Here is a 24,624-nt window from a genome sequence, read left to right on the forward strand (position 1 = left end):
TGCGATGCCCAAGAAGTTTCTAAAACGTTGGATGCCGGATCCGGCCAAGATAAAAGAGCAAAAAAACCTGCGGATGTTCAGCAAATGGTTGGGGGATGGCAATCTTTGGCATCTGAATCGACGCTCGGCGTCCGGTGCCTTTGCCGTGGGCCTGTTCATGGCATGGATCCCCGTTCCGTTCCAGATGGTGCTGGCCGCTGGCGCCGCCATCATATTGCGGGTCAACCTGCCCCTGTCGGTGGCCCTGGTATGGCTCACCAACCCGGTGACCATGCCGCCCATGTTCTACTTCGCCTATTATTTTGGTGCCCGGGTGCTGGGCATGCCACCTGTGCAATTTGAACTGAACCTGAGCTGGGACTGGCTGGTCACCGTGATGGAGACCATCGGCAAGCCCTTCTTGCTTGGTTGCGGCATGCTGGCGGTGATCTGCAGCCTGGTGGGGTATCTGAGCATCCAGCTGCTGTGGCGCATCTCGGTGCAGCGCCGCTGGGCCCAGCGGCTGAAAAAAGACGGCTCACGCTAAATCCCTCGCGGGAACCAGCAAAACAACAACGGCTCCCTGGGGAGCCGTTGTTGTTTCTATCCTGCGTCAGGCCAGCGCCTAGCGTCCCAGCTCCCGGGCCGGCGCCAGACCACTGGCCCGCCAGGCCGGATACAGGGTGGCCAGCAGGCTCATCAGCACCGCCACGGCGCTCACCAGCAGCACATCCGTCAGGTGCAGCTGGGAGGGCAGAAAGTCGATGAAGTAGATGTCCGGGTTCAAGAAGCGGTGACCAATCAGCCGCTCCAGCAGGGCGATGAGATCGCTCAAGTACAAGGAGAGCAGACTGCCCGTCACGGCGCCGGCGATGGCACCGGCCAGGCCATTCATCAGCCCCTGCACCATGAAGGTCAGCCGGATCTGCCAGTTGCCCGCCCCCATGGTCTTCAAGATGGCGATGTCGCCACGCTTCTCGTTCACCGCCAGCACCAGGGTGGAGACGATGTTGAAGCAGGCCACCGCCACCACCATCAGCATCACCACATACATGACGGTGCGCACCATCTGGATGTCCTGATACAGATAGCCCTGGGAGTTCATCCAGCTGCGCACATACAGGCGATAAGGCAAGCGGTTGGCGGCAGAGAAGGTGATGGTCTGGGCCTGCATCAGCTCCCGGACCTTGAGGCTGAAGCCCTGCACCTTGTCGCCCCAGCCCAGGGCCGCCTGGGCATCCGCCAGGTGCATGAAGCCCAGCATGCCATCCAGCTGCCCCCCCAGCTCCAGCAGGCCAATCAGGGTGAACCGGCGCTGCAGCGGCGCCTTCATGGCCAGATTCGGATCGCTGTTGGGCAGCAACAGGGTCACCGCATCCCCCAGCTGGAGCCCCAGCCGTTTGGCCAGTTGCTGCCCCAGGATGAGGCCGTTCTCGCCGGGTTTGAGGGCCTCAAGCCCGTCTCCCGTCATGTAGTGATCGGCATCGGAGATGGCGGTTTCCGCCTCCGGCAGCACGGCACGCAGTTGCACCGCCTTCATCTGATTGCCCTTCTCCAGCATGCCGTTGACCCGGATCAGCGGCGCCACCGCCAGCACCCCCTCGCCTTTTTGCAGCTGCCATTGGGCCTGATGCCAGTCGGCGATCGGCTCGCCGACCGCCTCCACCTCGCCATGGGGGATCACCGCCAGCACCCGGGAGCGCAGCTCCTGCTCGAAGCCGTTCATGGCCGACAGGCCCATGATGAGGGCCATCACCCCCAGGGCGATGCCTAGCACCGAGGCCACCGAGATGAAGGAGACAAAGCCGCTGCGGGCCCGGGCCCGGCTGTAACGCAGCCCCAGAAACAGGGCCAGAGGCTTGAACATCAGACCACCTCCGCCACCTGGCCACTGACCAGGGTGATGCGCCTATGCAGGCGCGCCGCCAGCTCCCGGTCATGGGTCACCACCACAAAGGCGGTGCCCAGCTCGCGGTTGAGCTCGCACATGAGGCCATAGATGCTCTCGGCGCTCTTGTGATCAAGGTTGCCGGTGGGCTCATCCGCCAACACCAGCTTGGGCTCGTTCACCAGCGCCCGGGCGATGGCCACCCGCTGCCGCTCACCACCGGAGAGCTCAGACGGCTTGTGGCTCAGGCGATGCCCCAGCCCCACTCGTTGCAGCATGGCGGTGGCCCGTGCTTTGGCCTCCGCCACCGAGCAGCCGGCGATCAGCAGGGGCATGGCGGCGTTCTCCAGGGCACTGAACTCGCCGAGCAGATGGTGGAATTGGTACACAAAGCCCAGCTCCCGGTTGCGAAAGCGAGCCTGCTGTTTGGGTTTGAGACTGTGGATATCGGCCTGCTGGAAGAACACCTGGCCGCTGCTGGGGGTGTCCAGGGCGCCCAGCAGGTGCAGCAGGGTACTCTTGCCGGAGCCCGAGCTGCCCACCACCGCCAGCATCTCGCCCTCGGCCACCTGCAGACTGACCTGATGCAGGACCTGGGTATCCAGCTCCCCTTCCCGATAGTGTTTGGACAACTGCTGACAACTGAGCAGGGGGGTCTTATTCATAACGCAATGCCTCGGCAGGTCGAATGGCGGCGGCCCGGTAGGCCGGATACAGGGTGGCCAGGAAGCTGATGAGCAGGCCCCCCAGGCTGATGAGGGCGATCTGACCCGGCAGCATCACCACCGGCAGCCCCTGGCCGCCGGCGGCCATATACAGATTGAGCCCCAGCAGCGCCAGGGCCTGGTTGAGGTAGGCGGCCAGAGTACAGCCCAACAGGGTGCCGAACAGGCCGCCCATGATGCCGCTCCAGGCGCCCTGGACCATGAAGATCCGCAGCACGGCGCCGGTTTCCAGCCCCATGGTGCGCAAGATGGCCACCTCGCCCTGCTTGTCCAACACCACCATCACCAGGGCCGAGAGGATGTTGAAGGCCGCCACCATGATGATGAGCACCAGCATCAGGGACATGAGGTGCTTCTCCATGGCCACGGCGCGAAACAGCTCGCCCCGCTCCTCCCGCCAGTCGTGCAGCACCAGGCCGTCCGGCAGCTGATCAGGGTGGATTTGCGACACGGCAAAGGCGTCATCCAGCCACAACCGCAGGCCACTGACCTGATCTGGACCGTAGCGCAGCAGGCGGCGGGCATCCTCCAGGTTGACGAGCGCCACCTGTTCGTCCACATCGGCCCGCACCTCGAAGCTGCCCACCAGGGTGAACAAGCGCTGGCTGGGCACCCGCCCCAGGGGGGTGAAGCGGCTGCCCTCGCCGGAGAGCAGACGCACCTGATCTCCCGGCAGCAGGGTCAGGCGCCGGGCGATGCCGCTGCCGACTATGATGTTGAAGGATCCGGGTGTCAGCTTGGCCAGCAGCTCAGGCCCCAACTGCTGGGCCAGCCGATCCGAGGCCGGGAAGTGCAAGGGGTCTATGCCCATCAAGGAGAGTGCCGTCAGCTCCCCCGGGCTCTGGGCCATCACCTCACCCCGGATGAGCGGGGCCCGGGCCAGCTCGTGGGGCTGTTTGGGCAGCGCCTCGGCCAGAGTTTGCCAGTGGCTCAGGCGGCCATCGGCGTCACTCAACACGGCATGGGGAATGACCCCCAAGATGCGGCCCTTCAACTGCCCCTCGAAACCATTCATCACAGAGCTGACCACGATCAGTGCCGCCACCCCGATGGCGATGCCGAAGGTGGAGAACAGGGAGACAAAAGAGGCGAAGCGATCCTCGCCGCGGGCGCCGGCATAGCGCAGGCCGATGGCCAGGCTCAGCGGCTGGAAGATGGAAAATGTCACGCCAAACCCAAGCGTTGCTATTAAAGAGGGATAGCGGATAATAAATGCAAAGATGTTGCGCCAACAAGGGGATAGCCTTGAGCGAAGAGTATTTTAGCATTCAGCACCGGCTGGCCGTGAACCTGATCCCACTGCCCCTGGGCAGCCCCTTGCCGGATCTGGAGCAACTTGAGGCCGAATTGCCCGAGCCCTTTCGCCTGAGCAACAGCATCGCCCACCTTGAGGTAGGCAGTCATCGCGCCCTGCGTAACCTCAGTGACGAGCTGCAGCCCCTGGTGGACATCATCAACCAGCAATCCCAGAAGATTAACGTACTGCTGGGCTTCGTGCTGAGCATGCAGGATGAGCCTCACCAGCGGCATCATACCGAACGCTTCGGTGCCGGCGGCCTGACCCTGTGCACCGCACTGCCCCTGGTTCCTCACCAGCTGGTGCAGCTCAAGATCTTCTTGCAGGAGGAAGCGGCCGCCATCTTCTGTTACGGCCGGGTGACCCAGGTCAGCCCCGAGGGCGAACAGCACCGCCTCCAGCTGGAATATGCCCGCATCCGTGACGAGGATAGGGAGCTGCTCATTCGCGCCAGCCTGCATGTGCAATCCAAACAGCTTAAACTGCGTGCCCAGCAAAGGGCCAACTCACTCTAGATCCCGATAGCCATGAGCCAATTGTTTCACCTGACCCCGCCCAGCCGGGCCGGGGAACGCCAGACCCTGGGAAACCTGCCAGGCAGCAGCCTGGCCCTGGCCGCCGCCGAGCTGGTGCGAGCCCATCCGCATCCGGTACTCATTTTGGTGGCCGATACCCCGGCCGCCCTGCGCCTGGAGCAGGAGCTGCAGTTCCTGCTGCGCGATGCCGACCTGCCGGTGCTGCTGTTCCCGGACTGGGAGACCCTGCCTTACGACAGCTTCTCCCCCCACCAGGACATCATCTCCCAGCGCCTGGAGACCCTCTATCGCCTGCCGCGCATGGCCAGAGGCGCCCTGATCCTGCCCATCGCCACCCTGATGCTGCGCTGCGCGCCGGCCAGCTTCATCGACCGCTTCAGCTTACTGGTCAAACCCGGCGACAAGCTGGACCTGCACGGCCTGCGCCGCCGGCTGGAGCAGGCCGGCTACCTGGCGGTGGAGCAGGTGCTGGAGCACGGCGAGTTCGCCGCCCGGGGCTCCTTGCTGGATCTCTTCCCCATGGGGTCGCGCGAGCCCTACCGCATCGACTTCTTCGATGACGAGGTGGACACCCTCCGCACCTTCGATCCGGACAGCCAGCGCTCCAGCAGCCCGGTTGCCGAGGTGCGCCTGCTGCCGGCCCACGAGTTTCCCACGGATCAAGAGGCCATAGAGGGCTTCCGCCAGCGCTACCGGGAGCGCTTCGACATCAGCCGCGCCCCCGAGTGCATCTACCAGCAGGTGAGCAAGGGCCACTGGCCCGCCGGCATCGAATACTATCTGCCGCTGTTCTTCGAGCAGACCGCCACCCTGCTGGACTACCTGCCGGAGGACAGCCTGCTGCTGACCCAGGGGGATCTGCCGGCGGCCAGCCAGCAGTTCTGGGACGACGTGCAGCAGCGCTTTGCCAACCGCCGGGTGGATCCCGCCCGCCCCCTGTTGCCCCCCGAGGCCCTCTACCTGCCGGTGGATCAGCTGTTCGGCGCCATCAAGCCCTACACCCAGATCCATTTGCAGGCGGAAGCGGCCGAGACCAAGGCCGGCCGCATCAACCTGCCGGTGGCGGCCCTGCCGGATCTCACCGTGGATGCCCAGGCCGCCGATCCCCTCGCCCGCCTCAAGGCCTTCCTGGCGGAGTACCCCGGCCGGGTGCTGCTCTGCGCCGAGTCAGAAGGTCGCCGGGAGAGCCTGCGGGATCTGCTGGCCCCCCTGGGTCACCCCCTGCCCGAGTTCACCAGCCTGAGTGATTTTGCCCAGGCCAAGGAGACGCTGGGGGTGCTGGTCTGCCCGCTGCAGCAGGGCTTCGTGCTGAGCGACGCCGGCCTGGCCCTCATCGCCGAGGCCGAGCTGCTGGGGCAGAAGGTGATCCAGCGCCGCCGCCGTGACCGGCAAAAGGGCGGCGCCAGCGGCGATGCCATCATCCGCAACCTGGCGGAGCTGAGCATAGGCCAGCCGGTGGTGCACCTGGAGCACGGCGTCGGCCGCTACCTGGGGCTGCAGACCATAGATGCCGGCGGCCTGGCCACCGAGTACCTGACCCTGGAGTACGCCAATCAGGACAAGCTCTATGTGCCGGTGACCTCCCTGCACCTCATCAGCCGCTATAGCGGCGGCGAGCACCCGCCTCTGCACAAGCTGGGCACCGACGCCTGGAACAAGGCGCGCAAGAAGGCCGCCGACAAGGTGCGGGATGTTGCCGCCGAGCTGCTGGATGTCTACGCCCGCCGCGCCGCGCGGCCCGGCCTGGCCTTCCGCCACGACAAGCAGGCCTATGCCAGCTTCGCCGCCACCTTCCCCTTCGAGGAGACCCCGGATCAGCTCAACGCCATCAATGCGGTGCTGGGGGACATGTGTCAGGCCAAGGCCATGGATCGCCTGGTGTGTGGTGACGTGGGCTTCGGCAAGACGGAGGTGGCCATGCGCGCCGCCTTCGTGGCGGTACACGGCGGCAAGCAGGTGGCGGTGCTGGTGCCCACCACCTTGCTGGCCCAGCAGCACTACGACAACTTCCGTGACCGCTTCGCCAACTGGCCGGTGCGCATCGAGGTGCTCAGCCGCTTCAAGAGCGCCAAGGAGCAGAAGCTGGCCCTGGACGCCCTGGGGGACGGCAAGCTGGACATCATCATCGGCACCCACAAGCTGTTGTCCGACGACATTCGCTTCAAGGATCTGGGGCTGCTCATCGTCGATGAGGAGCACAGATTCGGCGTGCGACAAAAAGAGAAGCTCAAGGCCCTGCGGGCGGACGTGGATATCCTGACCCTCACCGCCACCCCCATCCCCCGCACCCTGAACATGGCCATGAGCGGCATGCGGGATCTCTCCATCATCGCCACGCCACCGGCCCGCCGGCTGGCCATCAAGACCTTCGTGCGGGAGTACGACAAGGCGCTGATCCGTGAGGCGGTGCTGCGGGAGCTCAAACGCGGTGGCCAGGTCTACTTCCTGCACAACGATGTGGAGACCATCGACAAGACCGCCGAACAGCTGGCCGAGCTGTTGCCCGAGGCACGCATCAGCGTGGCCCACGGCCAGATGCGGGAGCGGGAGCTGGAGAAGGTGATGAGCGACTTCTACCACCAGCGCCACAACCTGCTGGTGTGCACCACCATCATAGAGACCGGCATCGACGTGCCCAGCGCCAACACCATCATCATGGAGCGCGCCGACCGTCTGGGGCTGGCCCAGCTGCACCAGCTGCGTGGCCGGGTCGGTCGCTCCCACCACCAGGCCTACGCCTACCTGCTCACCCCCCATCCCAAGGCCATGACCCCGGATGCGGTCAAGCGGCTGGAGGCCATCGAATCCCTGGAGGATCTGGGTGCCGGCTTCGTGCTGGCCACCCACGATCTGGAGATCCGTGGCGCCGGCGAACTGCTGGGGGACGATCAGAGCGGGCAGATTGAGTCCATCGGTTTCACCCTCTACATGGAGATGCTCGAAGAGGCGGTGGCCGCCCTCAAAGAAGGCCGGGAGCCCTCGCTGGATCAGCTGCTCAGCGGCCACACCGACATCGATCTGCGGGTGCCGACCCTGCTGCCGGATGACTATATCCCGGATGTGAACATGCGCCTGTCGCTGTACAAGCGCATCGCCAGCGCCGACAGCCCCGCCGCCCTGGATGACCTCAAGGTGGAGCTCATCGACCGCTTCGGCCTGTTGCCCGAGCCCGCCAAACACCTGCTGGCCCTGGCGGCCCAACGGTTGCGGGCGGCGCCCCTGGGCATCAAGCGCATCGAGGTGAGTGCCGGCGGTGCCCTGGTGGAATTCACCGAGCACACCAAGGTGGATCCCATGAAGGTGGTCAGCCTGCTGCAGAGCCAGCCGCGCATCTTCAAGATGGATGGTCCCACCAAGTTGCGCATCGGCATGCCGGCGGTGGACGCCAAGGCCCGCTTTGGCCTGCTGGAACAGCTGCTCGGCCAGTTGGGTGCGGCGTGAGGCAGTGGCACTCGCCCCTGACCCCCATGGGGGATCATCCGCTGCCCGGCCCCTGGCTGCTCTGCCTGCTGTTGTGGTGCCGGGGCTACTGGCTGCTGTTGCTGGCCCTGGCCAGCCGGTCACAAAGCGCCGAGCTGCTCGGCCTGGTCTACCCGGATCCGGTGCAGCTCTACTGGGCATTGGGCTGGGGCACCCCGGCCCTGCTGGTCTGGCTGGCCTCGGCCTACCGGCAGCGCGCCCCCCATCCCCTGGCCCACGCCCTGTGGCGGCGCGGACGGCCCTTGTGTCTCATCAGTGCCCTGGGTGAGCTGGCTAACCTGCTGTACGGTCTCTACCTGAGTGACGGCGCCTTCAGCTGGCCGGTAGCCCTGCTGCTGCTGGCCCAGCTGACGAGCCTCGGCTATCTGTTCAAGAGCCGCCGGCTCAAGGGGCTGTTTGTGGTGACCGCCGCCGAGGCCAACCCCATCCGGCACTAGTCCGCCAGCTGGCCCAGCAGCACCTGGGCCAGCCCCAGGCTAGGCCGACCGGTGAGCATTCGGATCTGCCAGCCACAGCCAAAGCCACCGCTGATCAAATCCGACTCAGGCGCGGCGGCCAGCGCCGGCAGCAGCGCCTGGGCCGCCATCTGCCGGGACTCGGCGATGTGCTCGGCCTCCATGCCATAGGTGCCCGCCATGCCGCAGCAGGCCGCCTCGATAAACTGCAGATCCAGCTGCGGAATGAGCTTGAGCAGCCGGCGCAGCGGCTTTAGGCCCCCCACCGCCTTCTGATGACAATGGGCATGCACCAGCAGGCGGCCGGTTCTGGGCTTGAACGCCAGCTCCAGGCCGTGGGCCATCAGCTCCCGGGCCAGAAACTCTTCAAGCATCAGCGCCTGCTGCGCCGCATTCTCCAGCCCGTCGGGCAGCTGTGCTGGCTCAAACAGCTGGCGGTACTCCTCCCGCAGCATCAACAGACTGGAAGGTTCCAGCCCCACCAGGGGGCGACCCGCCGCCAGATGCTGGGCCAGGGCCGCCAGCAGATGGCGGGCATGCCGCTGGGCCGCCGGGATGCGGCCGATGGAGAAGTCCGCCCGGCCGCTTTCATAAGGGCGACGGCGCGCATCCTGCGGCGGCAGCAGGTAGACCCGGTAGCCCAGGCGCCGCAACAGGGACAATGCCGCCTGGGCCTCGGCGGGGCGAAACAGGCCGGTCAAGGGGTCCACCCAGAGTACCAGCTCGCCACGAAGGGGTGCCGCAATCAGCGGCTCGTACCAGCCCTCGCCCTCGGTAAAGCCGGGCGTTAGCGGCAGCGGCAGCTCCGCCTCCCGCGCCAACCCCAGCAACCGCTCGCCCCAGGCCCGCAGGCGTGGCGAGCGGTTGCGCCAGGCCAGCAGCCGCGCCAGCCAGGGAAAGCGCAGCAGCCACAAGGGCCCCGCGGCCAGCAGCCAGGCCCGCAGGCTGCTGCCATGACGGGCCACTAGTTGGGCCTGATACTCGGCCTTGATGGTGGCCATGTCCACATAGGCCTCGCATTCGCGCTTGCAGCCCTTGCAGCCGATGCAGGAGTCCAAGGCTTGCGCCAGGGCGGGATCGGTGAGCCAATCCTGCTCCTGCGGCCGGTTCAATGCCTGCTTGAGCAGACGAATGCGTCCGCCCGGTGAGCGATCCGGTGCCGGCATCAGCCGGTAGCTGGGGCACATGACTCCCTTGGCGGTCACCTGCTCGCAAACCCCGCTGCGGATGCAGACCGCCACCGCCCGGGCAAAATCGCCCCCCTGGGCCGGGATGTCGGCATAGGCGTCCCCCTGCCCCTGCTCGTGATAGGCCGACCAGTTCAATACTGTCTTCATCTTGTGTCCTACTGCTGTCCTGGCTCAGGTCACATCAAGAAGGGTGCCAGCAGACAAGCGCGGTTTTGATGGGCATGGCGTGGGAAAAGACGGCAAAAAGGGCCCGCTGTCGGGCCCTTGTGTGGGACAGTGTCGCAATGCCGACAAGGCCGATTAGTCGGCTAGGACTCCTCCGCCTGGTCGTTTTCTATCCACTCCACCCGATAAAGATCGTGGCGTCTGTCCTTGTAGTTGCGCACGCCACCCTGGTGACGCAGCCGCTTGAGCTTGTCCAACTCCAGATCCGTGATGAGCAGCATCTCGGTATTGGGGGTGGTCTCCGCCAGGGTGGCATCATGGGGAAAGCTGAAGTCCGACGGGGTTAGCACCGCCGACTGGGCGTACTGGATGTTAACGTTATCGAGACGAGGCAGGTTGCCCACGCTGCCGCTCATCACCACATAGCACTCGTTCTCGATGGCCCGGGCCTGGGCGCAGTAACGCACCCGCAGGTAGCCATTCTTGGTCTCGGTCCAGAACGGGATGAACAGGATCTGCAGCCCCTGATCCATCAGCAGCCTGCCCAGCTCGGGAAACTCGCAGTCGTAACAGATGAGGATGCCTATCTTGCCGGCATCGGTATTGAACACCTGCAACCGGTGGCCACCGCGCATGTTCCACAACCTGTGCTCCGTGGGGGTGATGTGCAGCTTGTACTGGGTCTCCCAGGTACCGTCGCGGCGGAACAGGTAGGCCACATTGTACATCTCCCCCTCCTCCATCAGGGGCAGGCTGCCGGCGATGATGTTGATGTTGTAATGCACCGCCATGCGGGCGATGGCCTCGCACACCGGCGGGGTAAATTCGCTGGCCAGCAACCGCATGGCTTCGGCGGTGGGGGTATCCAGCGGAAATTGCCCCATCAGGGGCACGTTGAAAAACTCCGGCAGCAGGGCGAAGTCGGCCTGGTAGTCCGCCAGGGCATCGATGAAGTACTCCACCTGCTGCAACAGATCGTCGAGGGACTCCACCCGGCGCATCTGCCACTGTACGGCGCCAACCCGCACGTTGGTCTTGACGCCGCCCACCAGCGGCCGCTCCCGGGCCTGGAAGTCATAGTTGACCCACTTGAGCAGGGTGGCATAGCCCGCCGAGTCGTTATCCTCCGGCAGATAGCCGGTCATGATCTTGCTGACCTTGAAGTCATTGGACAGCTGGAAACTCAGCACGGGATCGTAGAGCTCCTTGTTGCCGACTTTTTCCAGGTACTCCTCGGGAGTCAGACTGTCGGCATATTGGTGGTAGTTGGGGATCCGACCACCAGCGATGATGGCTTTGAGGTTGAACTTGCGGCACAGCTCCTTGCGGGCATCGTACAGCCGACGCCCCAGCCGCATGCCGCGGTAATCCGGGTGGATAAACACATCCACGCCATAGAGCACATCACCGTTGGGATCATGGGTGGAGAGGGTGCAGTTGTCGGTGATCTCGGCATAGGTATGCTCATCCCCGAAGCTCTGGTAATCGACGATCATGGCCAGGGCCACCGCCACCACCCGCCCCTTGTCCTCGATGCACAGCTGGCCTTCGGGGAAGCGGGCGATCTGCTGGCGGTACTTGTCCCGGGTCAGGCGAAACAGGCCCCCCAACCCCTTGTACACCTCCTGCCAGATGGTGCGCACATCGTCAAAATCCTGAGGCCGCAGCTGGCGCAAGCGCAGCTTATGGGGGTTTTCCACGACCCCACTTTCATTTTGTCCCGTCATCGAGCACTCCTGTTGCCACCGGACTCGGGTTGAGGTGGCAGTAACAGAGAGGAAACCCGAGCAGTGAACTAGCTGATTTATTTCAGAAACAAATAAGCCACCGCTAACAAGTCTAGTTGATAGCTCCCAAGACTAACGGCTCGATTGACAACATCGGCAGACCGCAGGCATGCAAAAGGGGCCGTCAAAGACGGCCCCTCAATCTAGGTGCTCAGCGCGAGTGCGGTAGTAAATCAGTGCAGCTTGAGGCGCGGGCGCAGGATGCGGTTGATCTGCCCCACCAGCATCATCAGCCCGGTCTTGATGTAACCGTGCAGCGCAATCTGGTGCATGCGGTACAAGGAGACGTAGACGAAGCGCGCCAGGCGGCCTTCCACCATCATGGAGCCCCGCATCAGGTTGCCCATCAGGCTGCCCACTGTGCTGAAGCGGCTCATGGAGACCAGGGAACCGTAATCCACATAGCTGTAGGACTTGAGCTCACGGCCCTGCATCATGGCCAGTATGTTGGCCAGGGCGCGATCGGCCATCTGGTGAGCAGACTGGGCACGGGGCGGCACGAACTTGCCTTCCTCGCCCATGGGACAGGCCGCCACGTCGCCGATGGCGAAGATATGATCGTCCCGGGTGGTTTGCAGCGTGGTCTTCACCACCAGCTGGTTGATGCGGTTGGTTTCCAGCCCGCCGATCTCTTTCATGAAGTCCGGTGCCTTGATGCCGGCGGCCCAGACCATGAGGTTGGCTTCGATCAGCTCGCCATCCTTGGTCTTGAGCCCCTCGGGCGTGGCTTCACTGACGAAGGTGGCGGTGCGCACATCCACCCCCAGCTGGCTCAGCTCGTGGTGGGCGGCGGCAGAGATGCGCTCCGGCAGGGCCGGCAGGATGCGCGGGCCGGCTTCCACCACCGTCACCTTGAGGCTGTCACGGGTCAGGTGCTTGTAGCCATAGGCCGCCAGCTCTTCCACCGCATTGTACAGCTCGGCGGACAGCTCCACCCCGGTGGCACCGGCGCCGACGATGGCGATCTTCACCTTCTGCTGCGGCTGGCAGGTCAGATCCCCCGGCTTGCAATCGCTGGCAAACTGCAGGAACTGGTTCATCAGCAGGCCGTGGAAGCGGAAGGCCTGATCCGGGCTGTCCAGGAAGATACAGTTGTCCCGCACGCCGGGAGTGCCGAAGTCGTTGGACACTGAGCCCAGGGCGATGACCAGGTAGTCATACTCCAGTTCACGCTCGTCCAGCACCAGCTCGCCCTTCTCGCCGTAGATGGGGGCCAGAACGATGCGCTTATCTTCCCGCTTGATGCCGGTGAGGCTGCCCAGCTGGAATTCAAAACCATGATTGCGGGCATGGGACTGGTAGCTCAGGGCATCGATGCCCGCATCCAGTGAACCGGCTGCCACCTCGTGCAACAGGGGCTTCCACAGGTGGGTGCGGTTGCGATCCACTAAGGTGATCTGGGCCTTGCCCTTCTTGCCCAGCTTGCGGCCCAGTTTGGTCGCCAGTTCCAGGCCGCCGGCGCCCCCGCCGACAACGACAATCTTGGTCATAACAGCTTACCTTTCATCAAAAAACGAAGGGGCCAAATAGCCCCTACCAATGTGGAAATGATCGGTTCAGGCGAGCTTGAAGGCCTTGATGGCCTGCAGATGCGCCGAGATATTCTTGAACTTGTGAGTCTCGGTCGAATCCCAGATTATGTTGTAATAATCCTTCAGCTCCTGTTCAGTGGCGCCATTATCCACCACTTCATCGTTAACAGAAAGGATACATATGCATTTGCCGGCATTTTTTTTACGAAATTCGGTTACACATTTGGTGGCGATGTCGTCATATTCTTCCGGTCTTTCTATCTTGCCCACCATGTTGAGCTCCGGATGGAGATTGGGGTTGAACACCGCCTGCTTGATGCCGCACAAGAAGCCGATCCGCTCACTCCAGTAGCCCCCCAGGCCCACCCCGCAGATCAGTGGCTTGGGATCGTCGCTCATGGCCAGTTGCTTGTGCACTTCCTTGAGCAGGTGGCTCATATCATGTCGCGGATGTATGGTGCTGTAGTGAACAAAACGGACATCCGGATCAATGAATTGCAACTGCATGACCTTTTCGTGGTTACCCGGGCTGGTAGCATCGAATCCGTGCAAATAGATAATCATGTGACTCCCTCATCGCGCCGTATTGTAACGACCATATCAGGTTAGCCTATCCCGACCAAGGGCCGCAGCGGGCTAAGCTTGCGGCGGATCAAACTTGCCTCATCGACTGGCCAGGGCGGAGAAATCGTTCGCCAAGGAGTAAAGGGTCTTGCGCAGGTATTGCCGCTGCCCCTCGTCCAGACTGGCGGAGAGCTGGCTCAAGGAGCGCACGGTACGCTGACGTTGGCTGTCCACATAGCCCTCGAAGCGGCCATTGCCGAGAAACTTGCCCTTCACCAGCAGACGGCGCAGGTAACCACTGAACTCAGGGGTGCCCCGCTTGCTCAACATCTCTTCCAGAGAAGCCAGCCAGACATCCTGATAGTCCAACCAGGTGGGATAGAGCTCCTTCTGCCAGGCGGCCCACTGGGCAATGATGGGTTGCTGGGCCGGGCCTATGTCATCAATCCAGCGCCGCAGGTTCTTTTGCAACTTGCGGGAGAAGTCCTGCTGCAGCTTCTTGCCTCCATCCTTCTCCCAGTCGCTGCGCCGTGTCACCTGCTTGGTACGTTGATCCCCCAGGTAACGGTAGACTTGCTCATCCTGCAGGCTGGCGGCAATGCGGTTGGCATAGGGTTCCACGCCGTCAGCCAGCCGGGTGAGATCCCCTTCGAACAGGCCGAAATAGTAGTCGGTACGCGCCTCGGAGAGCGGCTCCTTGAGCTCATCCGCCAACTGACGCAGCTGCTTGGCATAAACCGGCAACTCCACCTGGCGATGCCAACTCAAGAAACGGTCCACCTCATGATCCACGATCCGCGATTGCCGACTGTTGAGCTGAAAATAGTCATCCAGCTTCCAGGCGATGGCCCAGTCCAGCCAGTGGTACATGAGCCGCACCGAGCAGCCGCCCAGCAGCAGGCAAAGCCCACACAACAGCAGGCAGCGACGCATCATCAGACCTCCGGGGTAAACAGTCGTTGGCTTTGCTGGCTCACCAGCCCAGAGAAGGTGTCATCACCAAATTTTTCCCACAATAGCTGACTCCACAGCAAAATCAGCAATCGCGCCACCGGCAACAAATTCGTCAGCCGCTCCGCCTCGACCTGGCCGCCGGCCGCCACATAGGCGCCCAGCAGCTGAGCCCCGGCAGCCGGGTCGAAATCATTTGTCACCCAGCACAACGCCAGCTCGAAGGCCGGATCCCCCAGGGCCGCATACTCCCAATCCACCAACCAGGGCAACTCGCCCAACAGATTGCCCGGATGCACATCATGGTGACACACCACCAGGGGAACCTCGGGCAATAAGGACAGTCGATGGCGGGCCTGTTCATAACAGGGGGTGATACGGGGATCGCGACGGCACACGCGTGAAAGATAGTGCTGAAGCCGAAGACCGATATCCAGACGCAGCGCGGCCTCCGGCAAGCCGGCGGTGGGCAAGGCGTGCACACGCGCCAGCAGGCCACCCAATCCCTGAGCCAGTGATAGGGGCGACAAGTTACGCTGAGTCCAGTTGTCGTCGCCTAGCCAGTGACTGATAAACAAACCGCTGTGGGGATTGACATAATGAAGGGCTGGCGCCAGTCCGGCATCGGCCGCCAAGTGCTGCAGTCGCTGCACCTTGTAATGATCGATGCCCAAAAACTGATGGGAACCAATGGCCTGACGGACAAAAAACCGCTCGCCCTGATGGCGCATCTGATAACAGCGCGCCAAGGGGGTTTGACTCAGCAGACGGCAGTCTGCCCCGGCAAAGCGATTGGGTAACACGATCAGTCTCTCCTACAACGGCATCAACGAGGACTGCGATAGCCAGACCAGAGCCATTCGCCACTTTTTAAATCCATCAGCTGCATGGCCAGCCGGCCCTGAGCATCCAGACCACCATACAGCATCCAGCGTGCCCCCGTCCGCTTGCCTAGACGTACCAAGGCGGCTGGCGTGGCGCCACCGGCCTGATGATACTCCAGCTCGCCCCCTAGGGAGGACGAGCCAGCCACCAGCGTAAAGCGACCACTCTGGGTCAGGCTGCGGACCAACTGGGCATTGAGTGCTTGGGCATCGCCCTGCTTCAGGGTCACAGGATGCAGGTATAGGCTCACGGGGCCCGCGGCGGTCTGCTGCCGGACATCGGCATCCTTGAGCAAGCCTGCCATCAGGCTCTGGGCGGCACGGGTGAGGCGGACGTCTGTGTGTCCTGAGACGGCACCGTCAGATGTGCCCCCCCCTTTGCCTTGCCCTTGGGCCGTGCCGACTTGGGCCGGCCCCGCGCCATATGGCGTAACACAGGCGGCCAGCCCGAGCGCCAACAGGCCGCTGAGCAGGCTACGCCCCCAACTCAGCCCCATCACACCAGGGCCTCGGCTAACAGCGGGCCCAGCGGCGCGCCGCCCAACAGATGCATATGCAGGTGAAACACCTCTTGTCCCGCATCCCGGTTGCAATTAACGATCAGGCGATATCCGGACTCATCAATGCCCAACTCTTTGGCTATTTTATGTGCGGCGATAAACATTCGCCCCAACGCCTGTTCATCTTCTGCACAGACATCATTCACGGTCGGGATAATCTTATTCGGTACGATGAGAATATGCTGGGGCGCTTGAGGTTGAATATCCCGGAAGGCACTGACCAGCTCATCCTGGTATAACAAGGGAGCCGGAATTTCCTGACGAATAATTTTGCTGAAAATGGTTTCACTACTCATATGACAACCTCTTGATATCTCACCATATTCAAAGGCTTCCCATGGAGCCTCTGCCCTCGCGAGCTGGGCTTCAAGTCCGATAGAACCATTTGTGATGCAGCTCCAGCTTTATTAAAAACCGCAGCCCTTTTACTTCACAATTTGATCTTCCCGCTCCCCATCGGGGTCTCAGCACGATACTCTCTGTGCTGCGTGGCGTTAAGTCAAACTTGGCGGGTTAACAATGAAACTAAAAATTGCCGATCTTTCCATCCTGCATCGGGTTTATCTGGGATTTGCCGTCTTGATCGGCGTCCTGATTGCAGGCTCCTTATTCAATTTTGCCAGTCAGAACCAACTCAACAGTGCCTTGGCCTCGGTCACCAGCCGGGCAACCCCCATGGTGTTGCTGGCCAGCAAGCTGGAGGTCAGCCTACTGAGTACCAACAAGCACCTCACCGATGTGCTGGCCGAGAAACGCCCCACAGCGTTGGAGGCACTAACCAAAGAGCTGCATGAATCCCGGGCAGCTTTCACCCAGGCCATGGACAGCTTCAAGCAGGAGTCGGAAAAACTGCCCTCCTTGCAACAGTTCGTGCCGGCACTGGAAAATGCCGGTATGGGTTATTTGAAAGATACCCAGACCCTGGCCGCCGATCGCGCCAACCTGCTCCAGTTGCTCAAGGAGACCAACAAGGCCAAGAGTCAGTTTCAGGTCAACGTGCCCCAATTCAGACAGCTGCAACAAGAAGAGATCGCGGACATTGAAGATGACTATGTGCTGACCCTGTTCCGCACGCTGCAAGCCAAACAGGCCGCCATGGAGGTCTCCACACTGGATGCCCTCAATCAGGATAACCCCGCCCTCATTCTGGCGGCGCTGGAGCGCAATCGCAAAGGGTTGGCCGAGTATCAGAAGGCCATCAACGATCTGAAGGTGGAGCTGCCAGATTTGGAGAACAATCTGGGCCCCTATTTCATCAGCTTTATTCAAGATGTCTCTGGCGAGAAGGGGCTGCTCAACCGTTATCTCCAGCTGGTGCAGCTGCAGGTCAGCCTGGAGCAGAAGGCCCGTGAAGCCAGCGCCCAGGTTGTGACGGTGCAGGATCAACTGGCCCAGGTGCAGCAGATGGCCCAGGCCGTCATGCATAACAGCATCAAGGAAGCCAAAAGCACCCTGACCACAGGGCGGATTCAACTTATCGCGGGGGTCGCTCTGGCCATCGCCTTTGCCGTGGTGGTGGCCTTCGGTCTGGCACGCACCATCCGCCGACCGTTAAGTGAGCTGAGCTCGGTTCTCAAGGCCGTCACCGACGGTGACATGACCCGGGTGATCAACTACCGGAGCAACAACGAATTCGGGGTGTTGAGCCGCCAGGTGAACCTGCTGGTGGAACAGATGCGCGATGTCTTGCGTCAGCTCTCCCAAGCCGCCAATCAGCTGAACCAGACGGCCCATGACAACCGCACCACCACTGAACGCTCCCGCAGCGAGCTGGAAATCCAGCGCCATGAGACCGCCAGTGTGGCAGCCGCCATGACCCAGATGGAAGCCTCGGTACGGGAAGTTGCCGCCGCCGCCCACCAGACCTTGGAACAGGTGCTGGCGGTAGAAAAAGCCTCCGATGCTGGCCGCAACATCATGGCCACTAACATCTCCACCACCCATCAACTGGCCAACAAGCTGGAAGAAACCGGCACCGTCATCGGTCAGGTGAACAAGATGAGTGGCAACATAGGCAACATTCTGGATGTGATCCGCGGCATCGCCGAGCAGACCAACCTGTTGGCATTGAACGCGGCCATTGAAGCCGCTCGGGCCGGTGAACATGGGCGCGGCTTTGCCGTGGTGGCCGATGAGGTGCGCACCCTGGCCCGCCGCACGGCGGACTCCACCGCCGAGATCCACGCCATGATCGAAAACCTGCAGCAAGCGGTGCAAAAGGCGGTCAAGGTGATGAACGACTGCAGCAACGAGATGGAAGCCAGCGTCCAGCAAAGCTCCCATGCCAACAGCGCCATGGAGGAGATACAGGGCATCATCACCATGATCAGTGACATGTCCAGCCAGATCGCCTCGGCCGCCGAGCAGCAGCAGGCCACCAGCGCGGAGATCGCCGCCAACCTCAATCGCATCTCGGAGATCTCCGACTCCAACTACGAGGGGATCCAGGAAGTGGCTCATACCAGTTCCGCCCTGGATGAGCTGGCAGAGCGGCAACAATCCCTGGTACAGCGTTTCCGCTTCTGAGTCACAAAGTCGCAGACACAAAGGGCAGCCGATGGCTGCCCTTTTTTATTTTTGCCACTGTGGCTTGCTGTGGCGCCAGTCAGACGGCTCGCAGTCCTGCGAGACTTAGGCCGGATAGTCCACGTAGGCACCTTTACCCACCCCTTCGTAGGCCACCACCCGCAAGGCCTTGCCAGATAGTTGAGGTCGCAGGGTACGGGCAATGTAATCGGCCAGTAGCTCCACCGTGGTATCGGTATCCACCAGCTCGCAATGTGCCGCCGGGATGGCCAGCTCGAAGTGCCCCTGGGGGGCGTCATAGGCAAAGCCGAGGTGCTCGCCGCCGATCTGCTGGCAAGCGATAGGGCTCAGGTTCAGAGTCTCTATCGGCACCCTATCTTCCTGACTGCCCAGATAGATGTCCTGCCAGCGCTGCGCCCATCGGGCTTCCAGCGCCGCATCCCGGCAGCCATCCACCCAGATCTCGATCATGGATCTGTGGCCATGGGCAATCCGCTGACAGTTGCCATCGTGTTTCTTCAGGCCGTGGCTGTAGTGGTAATAGGGGCTGACATGTTGCTCCGGGCGCAGGGTCAGCACCAGACCCTCAATGTTGCCGGGCAGCACCTTGGTCAGCAGGTCCAGCAGATAGGCGCCCACGCTCTGCTCATCCACTCGGCGGGCAGGCAACAGACAGAAGGCTTGTGCCGGACAATGCAGATGCAGGCTGCCCCGCTCACTGGCAAAGTCCAGCCAGATCCGATCTGCGTCGCCTTGGCTGATCTGGCAAGCCGGGTGGCCGGTAGGCACCAACAAACGATGGTCGACTTCCCCATCGATCACCGCCTTCACCTGTTTCTTCACCCGCGAAAAATCCAGCAGCATGCTCATCTCGTTGAGCGCGCCGCCTAGCTCGATATCCACCAGCCAGCTCTCCCCCACCAGACCCCGTTGCGGGCACAGGTAGGAGGCGTCTATCACGGTCAAGTCCCGGACAAATAGTTTCATGTTTCTTTCTGAACCCTTTACGTCATAGGCAGAGAGGTTTAGATACCCTGCACCGCTACCGAACAAGAGGAACGGCAACTGATGAATCTGCTGCTCATCAAGAATGCCCTGCTCGGCAACGAAGATACCATCTTCCCTGCCGATCTTCCCATAAAGGACGGTCGCATCGGCAAGAAGCAGCCCCGGTGACGACAGCAAGCAGCGGGATGCCCAAGACAAACCTCAACTTCCGGAATGGTGATGACCAGATCCACGGCCACTAAGCTGGCCAACCAATCCCGCGCTGCCAAGACCGACGGTACCAGCCCCCACGCAAATCGGGTGTCGCTGAGGCAGGTGTTGCCGCTAGGTGATGAAGTGACCAAACAGAACCCCTTGTATCAATGGCGGTGAGTCGCCGTATCAAGACAATGGCGGTAGCCGCCGGTCGCATCATAGGGGCAAGCGGCACAAATTCTGTACCATCCAGGGGCTAGCCTCAGCGAGTAATGGGGCCGGCGATGGCAGTTTAACCGCTGATTGCACACTAATTCAGCGAACGAGCAAATGTCGCCGTTAAGTGGTTGACACCTTGGGGGCAGATCCCTAAACTCTGCCCCCGTTGAGAGGCACAAAGGGCCTCGAAAACAACTCTCGGCGCGTAGCGCAGCCTGGTAGCGCACTGTCATGGGGTGTCAGGGGTCGGAGGTTCAAATCCTCTCGCGCCGACCAAATAACCCTCAGAAAAGCCTAGCGATTTCGCTAGGCTTTTTTGTTTTCTGCACCGGACGAAACCGGCATGGCTCGGGTCATCTGTGATCGCTTATCGACCATTCAGGCCCGACCGCCGTCCGCCCCATAAAAAAGTAAGGGTGGCCAATGGCCACCCTGGCTAACGCACAGCATTCGACAGAACAAGATCTATCTTAAATTGGGCAAAAACCCGCCGTTAGCCAGATCAATTCTACGGGATATGTGGTATCTCGTCTGCTGGATAAAACCCAAGATGTCATAACTGACACTTTCGTCTGAAAATCGAAACGGCTTCGTTTCGCTTCGGACTCATCCTCCGCCGCTCCCCTTGATATTTGTGAGAGAGATCGTTTCCTCTACCCGACCGGATCCTTAGACTAGCTCTGGTACCGATTTCATAATCCGCATTCAGGGACAGATCATGTTTTCGTTTAAACCCGCCCTTGCCAGCCTCTACGAGAAATACGGCGCCAGCGCCGAGGATGCCAGACTGGTCAATGCCCTGTTTGGCCAACGTTTTGCCGAGTTAGCCCAGCAGCTGCGCCGTACCGGCGCCGGCGATGATGCCAAGCCACTAGCCGCCGTGCAGATCGCCGACGATGCCTTCTTCGCTACCCGGGATCATCCCGACGGCGTGCAGTGGACCTTCATCAATGAGCGCGAAGAGTTCAACAACCAGTTAGCCGCCACGCGAGCCGCCGGGCTCTGCGCTGTTGCCCTTTACACCCACTATTTTCGCCAGGATATCTGGCAGCAGTATTGCGAGGCCTACGAGGTCTTCTTGCTCGAGGCGCAACGGCAGGGCCACAAACAGGGGCTTCCCCTTGATTTGGATGAGTGGCTGCTACCTTTTTGCAAGGGTGCCGCCATCATCAGTGGTGCCCTGACGGTCACGGCGTGATCCACGCCAGCTCATCAAGGGTGACTGACACTGCAATTACGGCTGAGCTTGGCTTGGTACAGATACTGATCCGCGCGGCTAATCAAGCTCTCGCCCGTCTCCCCCGGCCGTAACTGGGCTACCCCCATGCTGACCGTCAAGCGAACCGCCTGGGTGAACGCCTCGGCGGCCAACCCCTCCCGCAGGCGCTCCGCCAGGCCCCAGGCTTCTTCGCGCCGCGTGCGGGGCAGCAGCAGGATAAACTCCTCGCCCCCCCAGCGGGCGAAGGTGTCGGTTTGCCGCATCCGCGCCGTCACCCAACGGGCGAGCCCCACCAGCACCTGATCCCCCACCGGATGGCCATACTGGTCATTGATCCGCTTGAAATAATCGATATCGAAGATGAGCAGACACAAGGGCTTGAGCCCCTGACCGGATTTTTCCAGCTCGTCGGCCAACACCGCCTCGAATTTGCGGCGGTTGTATAGCTCAGTCAGGCTGTCATGGGTCGACAACCGGGTGATCTCGGCCAACTGGGTTCGTAACAGGGCATTAGCCCGCTCCAATTCCCGCGTTCGCCGACGCACCAGGTTCTCCAGCTGCAGGTTGAGGTTCTCCAACTGGAATGATTTATGCCTTAGCGCCAGCTCGGCCAGCTTGCGCTTGTGGACATCCTTGAGGCTACCAATGACCCGCAAGGGGCTAACACGCTCCCCCTGGGTGACCCAAAAGGCCTCATCCTCCACCCACAGATAGCGTCCATCGGCCAGTTTGCAGCGAAACTCCGCCACGCAGGTTCCCTGACCACGCTGCAAAAACTCGGAAAACAGGCGTGCCACCCGCTCCCTATCCTCGGGGTGAATGAGCCTTAAAAAGCCCTCCGGCGTATCCGGAACCGCCTCGGCGGCATAACCCAACATGCGGTAAAAACCCGGACTGCGCCAGACGCGGCCACTGGCCAGATCCCAATCCCAAAATCCCTCTTCCAAGATGCCCATGGCCAGCTCTAGGGTGTGCAATCGCTGCCGCAGAAACAGCAATTCATCCTCGGCAGCAGGGTCCGGCAAGGAGACATCAGGCAGGGGTGGCGGAATGTGGGACATAGAGCCAGCCAGGGCTAAGGGTTCACCCTAATGGTAGTCGCTGAGCCCTATTCAAAACAGGCGGCGCGCTCAGGGCACTCGTCACAGCTGGGGGCGCGGCAAACATACTCGCCTCCGGCCTGGCACAGTTGACGATAGAAGAACTTCTTCCAGCGCATCTGCTGGACGTTGAGCCGCTCCAGACTGGGAAAGCAATCTTGCATCAAGCGCTTGAGATCCGGCCTGCATGCCAGCCCCAGATCCTCCCACAGGTGATGAAAACCCAAGGCCCCGGCGGCCAGGATCTCCGCCAGGGGCGCAGCCCCCGGCGCAGCATGGCCCAGCAGCAGATCCCGGATCTGCTGCCATTCATGTTGGCGCATGGCCAGCAACTCGGCCCGCAGCTGCATGGCGGCGAGGGCAGGCCCCGCCGGCTGCCAGCTGGCCAGTGCGGGATCGCTGGCCAACAGGCGGTTAAACAGGGCGGCATCCAGCCCCATATACAGCGGCAAGGCCGCCCGCCCCGCCACGAAGGCCTGCAGCAGATGATGGAGCCAGTGCGACACCTCCCTGGCCGGGTCCATCAGGCCACCCCGCGGCGCCGAGGTTGTGCCAGCTTGGGCAGCTGTTGCCACCATTGCGCCAGCGCCTCATGCACCGGCTGCCAGGCATACTCCACCACCGGCTGAATACCGGCTTGCTCCAGCTTCTCCCAGGGCTCCAGCCCCAGGCGAGCGCAGAACACGGCATCCATGTCCTCCAGCAACCCCAGCAGTTGGGCGAAGCGATCTTCGCCTTCGTCACACTCATCGGGCCCCTGGCAGTACACGGGCGTCAGTCGCTCACCCACCCGGACTACGCCTTCGGAGCTGACACTGTAGATGTGGAAACGCTTGGCATGACCAAAGTGCAGATCCACCAGGTTGCCCCCCTCGCTGGCGACGGCCACCAGCTTGGCGCCTTCTTCCTCAGAGGCCCCCTGACTGGCGATGGCCGCCTGCAACAAGGTGCGCCGCTGCATGGTGGTCTGATACGGCTCGCTGCGCTCCGGCAGCTGGTTCAGATTGAACTCCTGGCTGCGATCCTCACCCAACATGCCCACCGCATCGGCGCGGCACTGCTGGCAGTGGGCCATCTGCGGCATATGGGCACCACACAGCTCACGGATCTGGGTCAGTTCGTAATCCAGCGGCTCCCGCTGGCCGTTCAGGCCAAAGTGCGTGCCATGTTCCGGCTTGGCAATCAGCGGCATTATGTTGTGCAAGAAGGCACCGGCCTGCCGCACCGCCTCGCTGACTTCCAGCAGGTGCACATCGTTGATGCCGGGGATCAAGACCGAGTTGATCTTTACCAATACGCCCCGCTCAATGAGCTTGCTGATGCCTTCCAGCTGCTGGTCGATGAGCAGCTGGGCCCCTTCTTTGCCGTAGTAGCGCTCGCCGTCATAATCCACCCAGGCGTAGATCTGCTCCGACACCCGGGCATCAATGGCATTCAAGGTCACGGTGACATGATCCACACCCAGCTCCACCAACTGATCCACCGACTGGGGCAGCATGAGGCCATTGGTGGAGACACACAGCTTCACATCCGGCAACTGGCTGCGCAGCCCCTCCAGGGTATTGAAGGTGCGACCCAGATTGGCCAAGGGATCGCCAGGGCCGGCGATGCCGATGACCGATAACTGCGGGATGGCGGCCGCCACCGCCTTGGCCTTACGAATGGCCTCCTGGGGGGAGATCAGCTCGGACACCACACCGGGGCGGGACTCGTTGGCACAGTCAAACTTGCGGTTGCAATAGTTGCATTGCACGTTACAGGCCGGCGCCACCGCCAGGTGCATGCGGGCATATTTATGATGGGCTCCAGGGGAATAGCAGGGATGCTGTGCCACCTTGTCGGCCTGCGCCCGGGTGAACTGAGTGGGGCGAGCCGATGATCCGCAGCCCCCCTTGCTGCCGCTGCCGCTGCAGCCGCCTTGATTGATACCAGTCGATGCCTTCATGTGACTCCGCCTTAATCCCTTAGGGTCGATGACTGGGCAGGTGCAAGAGTCAAACCAGTGAGAGCCAGATGATTTACTCCTTTATTTTCATGAAATTAGCCTTGAGTGCTCCCGCCGGCTGGCCGCAAGTGTCAGACAAGCCCCTCAACAATGTGACAAACCCCACACATGGCCGGCCAGGGAGACGCCCCCACCGCCAAGCGAAAGCCCGCTCGACAGCAATGGGAGACAAAAATAGCTGAAGCATCGGCAGAGACATACAGAAAAAGGGAAGCGAGACGGGTAAAAAGTTGCAGTGGCGTTATGGGTTTGTACCGGTAACGTAAAGTAAATGCCCCGTAATGGAATGTTTCAAAGAATCTTAAAAATAAAACCGTGAAACTGGTTTCGACGGTGATCAATTTCAAACAATCTCTGTA

General features: G+C 62.0%; 22 protein-coding genes and 1 tRNA gene. 8 read left to right on the plus strand and 15 right to left on the minus strand.

Annotated elements, in window-relative coordinates; all coding sequences use genetic code 11:
* Positions 1-4: 4 nt before the first annotated feature.
* Positions 5-526, plus strand: coding sequence for a DUF2062 domain-containing protein (locus tag ABD847_RS12310; RefSeq protein WP_345013431.1), 522 nt, complete (start codon positions 5-7; stop codon positions 524-526).
* Between the two features lie 78 nt (positions 527-604).
* On the opposite strand, the gene lolE is transcribed toward ABD847_RS12310, so the two are convergent.
* Genes lolE through ABD847_RS12325 form a run of 3 tightly spaced genes read right to left on the minus strand, consistent with a single transcriptional unit; the run spans position 605 to position 3,760 of the window.
* Complete coding sequence (gene lolE / locus ABD847_RS12315; RefSeq protein ID WP_345013433.1) at positions 605-1,846, minus strand: lipoprotein-releasing ABC transporter permease subunit LolE; 1,242 nt, start codon at positions 1,844-1,846, stop codon at positions 605-607.
* Positions 1,846-2,532 (minus strand): lipoprotein-releasing ABC transporter ATP-binding protein LolD, encoded by a 687-nt coding sequence (gene lolD, locus ABD847_RS12320; protein WP_345013435.1) that lies wholly within the window; start codon positions 2,530-2,532, stop codon positions 1,846-1,848. The genes lolE and lolD overlap by 1 nt, the downstream gene beginning before the upstream one ends.
* Positions 2,525-3,760: a lipoprotein-releasing ABC transporter permease subunit gene (locus ABD847_RS12325; protein ID WP_345013437.1), complete on the minus strand. Its 1,236-nt coding sequence runs from the start codon at positions 3,758-3,760 to the stop codon at positions 2,525-2,527. The genes lolD and ABD847_RS12325 overlap by 8 nt, the downstream gene beginning before the upstream one ends.
* Positions 3,761-3,837: 77 nt before the next feature.
* Here ABD847_RS12325 and ABD847_RS12330 point away from each other — a divergent pair, with 77 nt between their 5' ends.
* Genes ABD847_RS12330 through ABD847_RS12340 form a run of 3 tightly spaced genes read left to right on the plus strand, consistent with a single transcriptional unit; the run spans position 3,838 to position 8,342 of the window.
* Entirely contained in the window at positions 3,838-4,404 is a 567-nt protein-coding gene (locus ABD847_RS12330) for a PilZ domain-containing protein (protein ID WP_345013508.1), read from the plus strand.
* Between the two features lie 12 nt (positions 4,405-4,416).
* The gene (gene mfd / locus ABD847_RS12335) at positions 4,417-7,866 is read left to right on the plus strand and encodes a transcription-repair coupling factor (protein WP_345013439.1); all 3,450 of its coding nucleotides are present in this window, start codon (positions 4,417-4,419) and stop codon (positions 7,864-7,866) included.
* A complete protein-coding gene (locus tag ABD847_RS12340) occupies positions 7,863-8,342 on the plus strand; it encodes a DUF2919 family protein (RefSeq protein ID WP_345013441.1) in 480 nt (159 codons plus the stop codon). Before mfd ends, ABD847_RS12340 begins: the two co-directional genes overlap by 4 nt.
* Here the strand turns inward: ABD847_RS12340 and ABD847_RS12345 are convergent.
* The 8 genes from ABD847_RS12345 to ABD847_RS12380 form a co-directional block, all read right to left on the minus strand.
* Positions 8,339-9,697: a (Fe-S)-binding protein gene (locus tag ABD847_RS12345; protein ID WP_345013443.1), complete on the minus strand. Its 1,359-nt coding sequence runs from the start codon at positions 9,695-9,697 to the stop codon at positions 8,339-8,341. The genes ABD847_RS12340 and ABD847_RS12345 overlap by 4 nt on opposite strands.
* Positions 9,698-9,858: 161 nt before the next feature.
* A complete protein-coding gene (locus ABD847_RS12350; protein ID WP_345013445.1) occupies positions 9,859-11,442 on the minus strand; it encodes a GNAT family N-acetyltransferase in 1,584 nt (527 codons plus the stop codon).
* Between the two features lie 233 nt (positions 11,443-11,675).
* Positions 11,676-12,992 (minus strand): NAD(P)/FAD-dependent oxidoreductase, encoded by a 1,317-nt coding sequence (locus tag ABD847_RS12355; RefSeq protein WP_345013447.1) that lies wholly within the window; start codon positions 12,990-12,992, stop codon positions 11,676-11,678.
* Between the two features lie 66 nt (positions 12,993-13,058).
* Positions 13,059-13,598, minus strand: a complete 540-nt coding sequence (gene ycfP, locus ABD847_RS12360; RefSeq protein ID WP_345013448.1) for an alpha/beta hydrolase YcfP — start codon at positions 13,596-13,598, stop codon at positions 13,059-13,061.
* Positions 13,599-13,697: 99 nt separating this feature from the next.
* A complete protein-coding gene (locus tag ABD847_RS12365) occupies positions 13,698-14,534 on the minus strand; it encodes a DUF6279 family lipoprotein (protein ID WP_345013449.1) in 837 nt (278 codons plus the stop codon).
* Entirely contained in the window at positions 14,534-15,352 is an 819-nt protein-coding gene (locus ABD847_RS12370) for a phosphotransferase (protein WP_345013450.1), read from the minus strand. The genes ABD847_RS12365 and ABD847_RS12370 overlap by 1 nt, the downstream gene beginning before the upstream one ends.
* A gap of 23 nt (positions 15,353-15,375) precedes the next feature.
* Positions 15,376-15,930, minus strand: a complete 555-nt coding sequence (locus tag ABD847_RS12375) for a penicillin-binding protein activator LpoB (protein WP_345013510.1) — start codon at positions 15,928-15,930, stop codon at positions 15,376-15,378.
* The gene (locus ABD847_RS12380) at positions 15,930-16,289 is read right to left on the minus strand and encodes an HIT domain-containing protein (protein WP_345013451.1); all 360 of its coding nucleotides are present in this window, start codon (positions 16,287-16,289) and stop codon (positions 15,930-15,932) included. The genes ABD847_RS12375 and ABD847_RS12380 overlap by 1 nt, the downstream gene beginning before the upstream one ends.
* 223 nt (positions 16,290-16,512) lie before the next feature.
* On the opposite strand from ABD847_RS12380, the gene ABD847_RS12385 reads away from it, so the two are divergent.
* Positions 16,513-18,519, plus strand: a complete 2,007-nt coding sequence (locus ABD847_RS12385; protein WP_345013452.1) for a methyl-accepting chemotaxis protein — start codon at positions 16,513-16,515, stop codon at positions 18,517-18,519.
* 105 nt (positions 18,520-18,624) lie between these two features.
* On the opposite strand, the gene ABD847_RS12390 is transcribed toward ABD847_RS12385, so the two are convergent.
* Positions 18,625-19,506: a 6-carboxytetrahydropterin synthase gene (locus ABD847_RS12390; protein WP_345013454.1), complete on the minus strand. Its 882-nt coding sequence runs from the start codon at positions 19,504-19,506 to the stop codon at positions 18,625-18,627.
* A 240-nt stretch (positions 19,507-19,746) separates the two neighbouring features.
* Here ABD847_RS12390 and ABD847_RS12395 point away from each other — a divergent pair, with 240 nt between their 5' ends.
* From ABD847_RS12395 to ABD847_RS12405, 3 genes are all read left to right on the plus strand, one after another.
* Complete coding sequence (locus tag ABD847_RS12395; RefSeq protein ID WP_345013456.1) at positions 19,747-19,899, plus strand: hypothetical protein; 153 nt, start codon at positions 19,747-19,749, stop codon at positions 19,897-19,899.
* A gap of 241 nt (positions 19,900-20,140) precedes the next feature.
* A tRNA-Pro gene (locus ABD847_RS12400) sits at positions 20,141-20,217 on the plus strand.
* A gap of 442 nt (positions 20,218-20,659) precedes the next feature.
* A complete protein-coding gene (locus ABD847_RS12405; protein WP_345013458.1) occupies positions 20,660-21,139 on the plus strand; it encodes a hypothetical protein in 480 nt (159 codons plus the stop codon).
* A gap of 14 nt (positions 21,140-21,153) precedes the next feature.
* Here ABD847_RS12405 and ABD847_RS12410 read toward each other — a convergent pair whose 3' ends face one another.
* From ABD847_RS12410 to nifB, 3 genes are read right to left on the minus strand one after another with little or no spacing between them, the layout of a single operon-like run.
* Positions 21,154-22,221, minus strand: a complete 1,068-nt coding sequence (locus ABD847_RS12410; protein ID WP_345013460.1) for a GGDEF domain-containing protein — start codon at positions 22,219-22,221, stop codon at positions 21,154-21,156.
* A 47-nt stretch (positions 22,222-22,268) separates the two neighbouring features.
* Positions 22,269-22,784: a nitrogen fixation protein NifQ gene (locus ABD847_RS12415; protein ID WP_345013462.1), complete on the minus strand. Its 516-nt coding sequence runs from the start codon at positions 22,782-22,784 to the stop codon at positions 22,269-22,271.
* Entirely contained in the window at positions 22,784-24,205 is a 1,422-nt protein-coding gene (gene nifB / locus ABD847_RS12420; RefSeq protein ID WP_345013464.1) for a nitrogenase cofactor biosynthesis protein NifB, read from the minus strand. Before nifB ends, ABD847_RS12415 begins: the two co-directional genes overlap by 1 nt.
* Positions 24,206-24,624: the final 419 nt, after the last annotated feature.

This window comes from Pseudaeromonas paramecii, from assembly GCF_039540575.1.
Classification (GTDB): domain Bacteria; phylum Pseudomonadota; class Gammaproteobacteria; order Enterobacterales; family Aeromonadaceae; genus Pseudaeromonas; species Pseudaeromonas paramecii.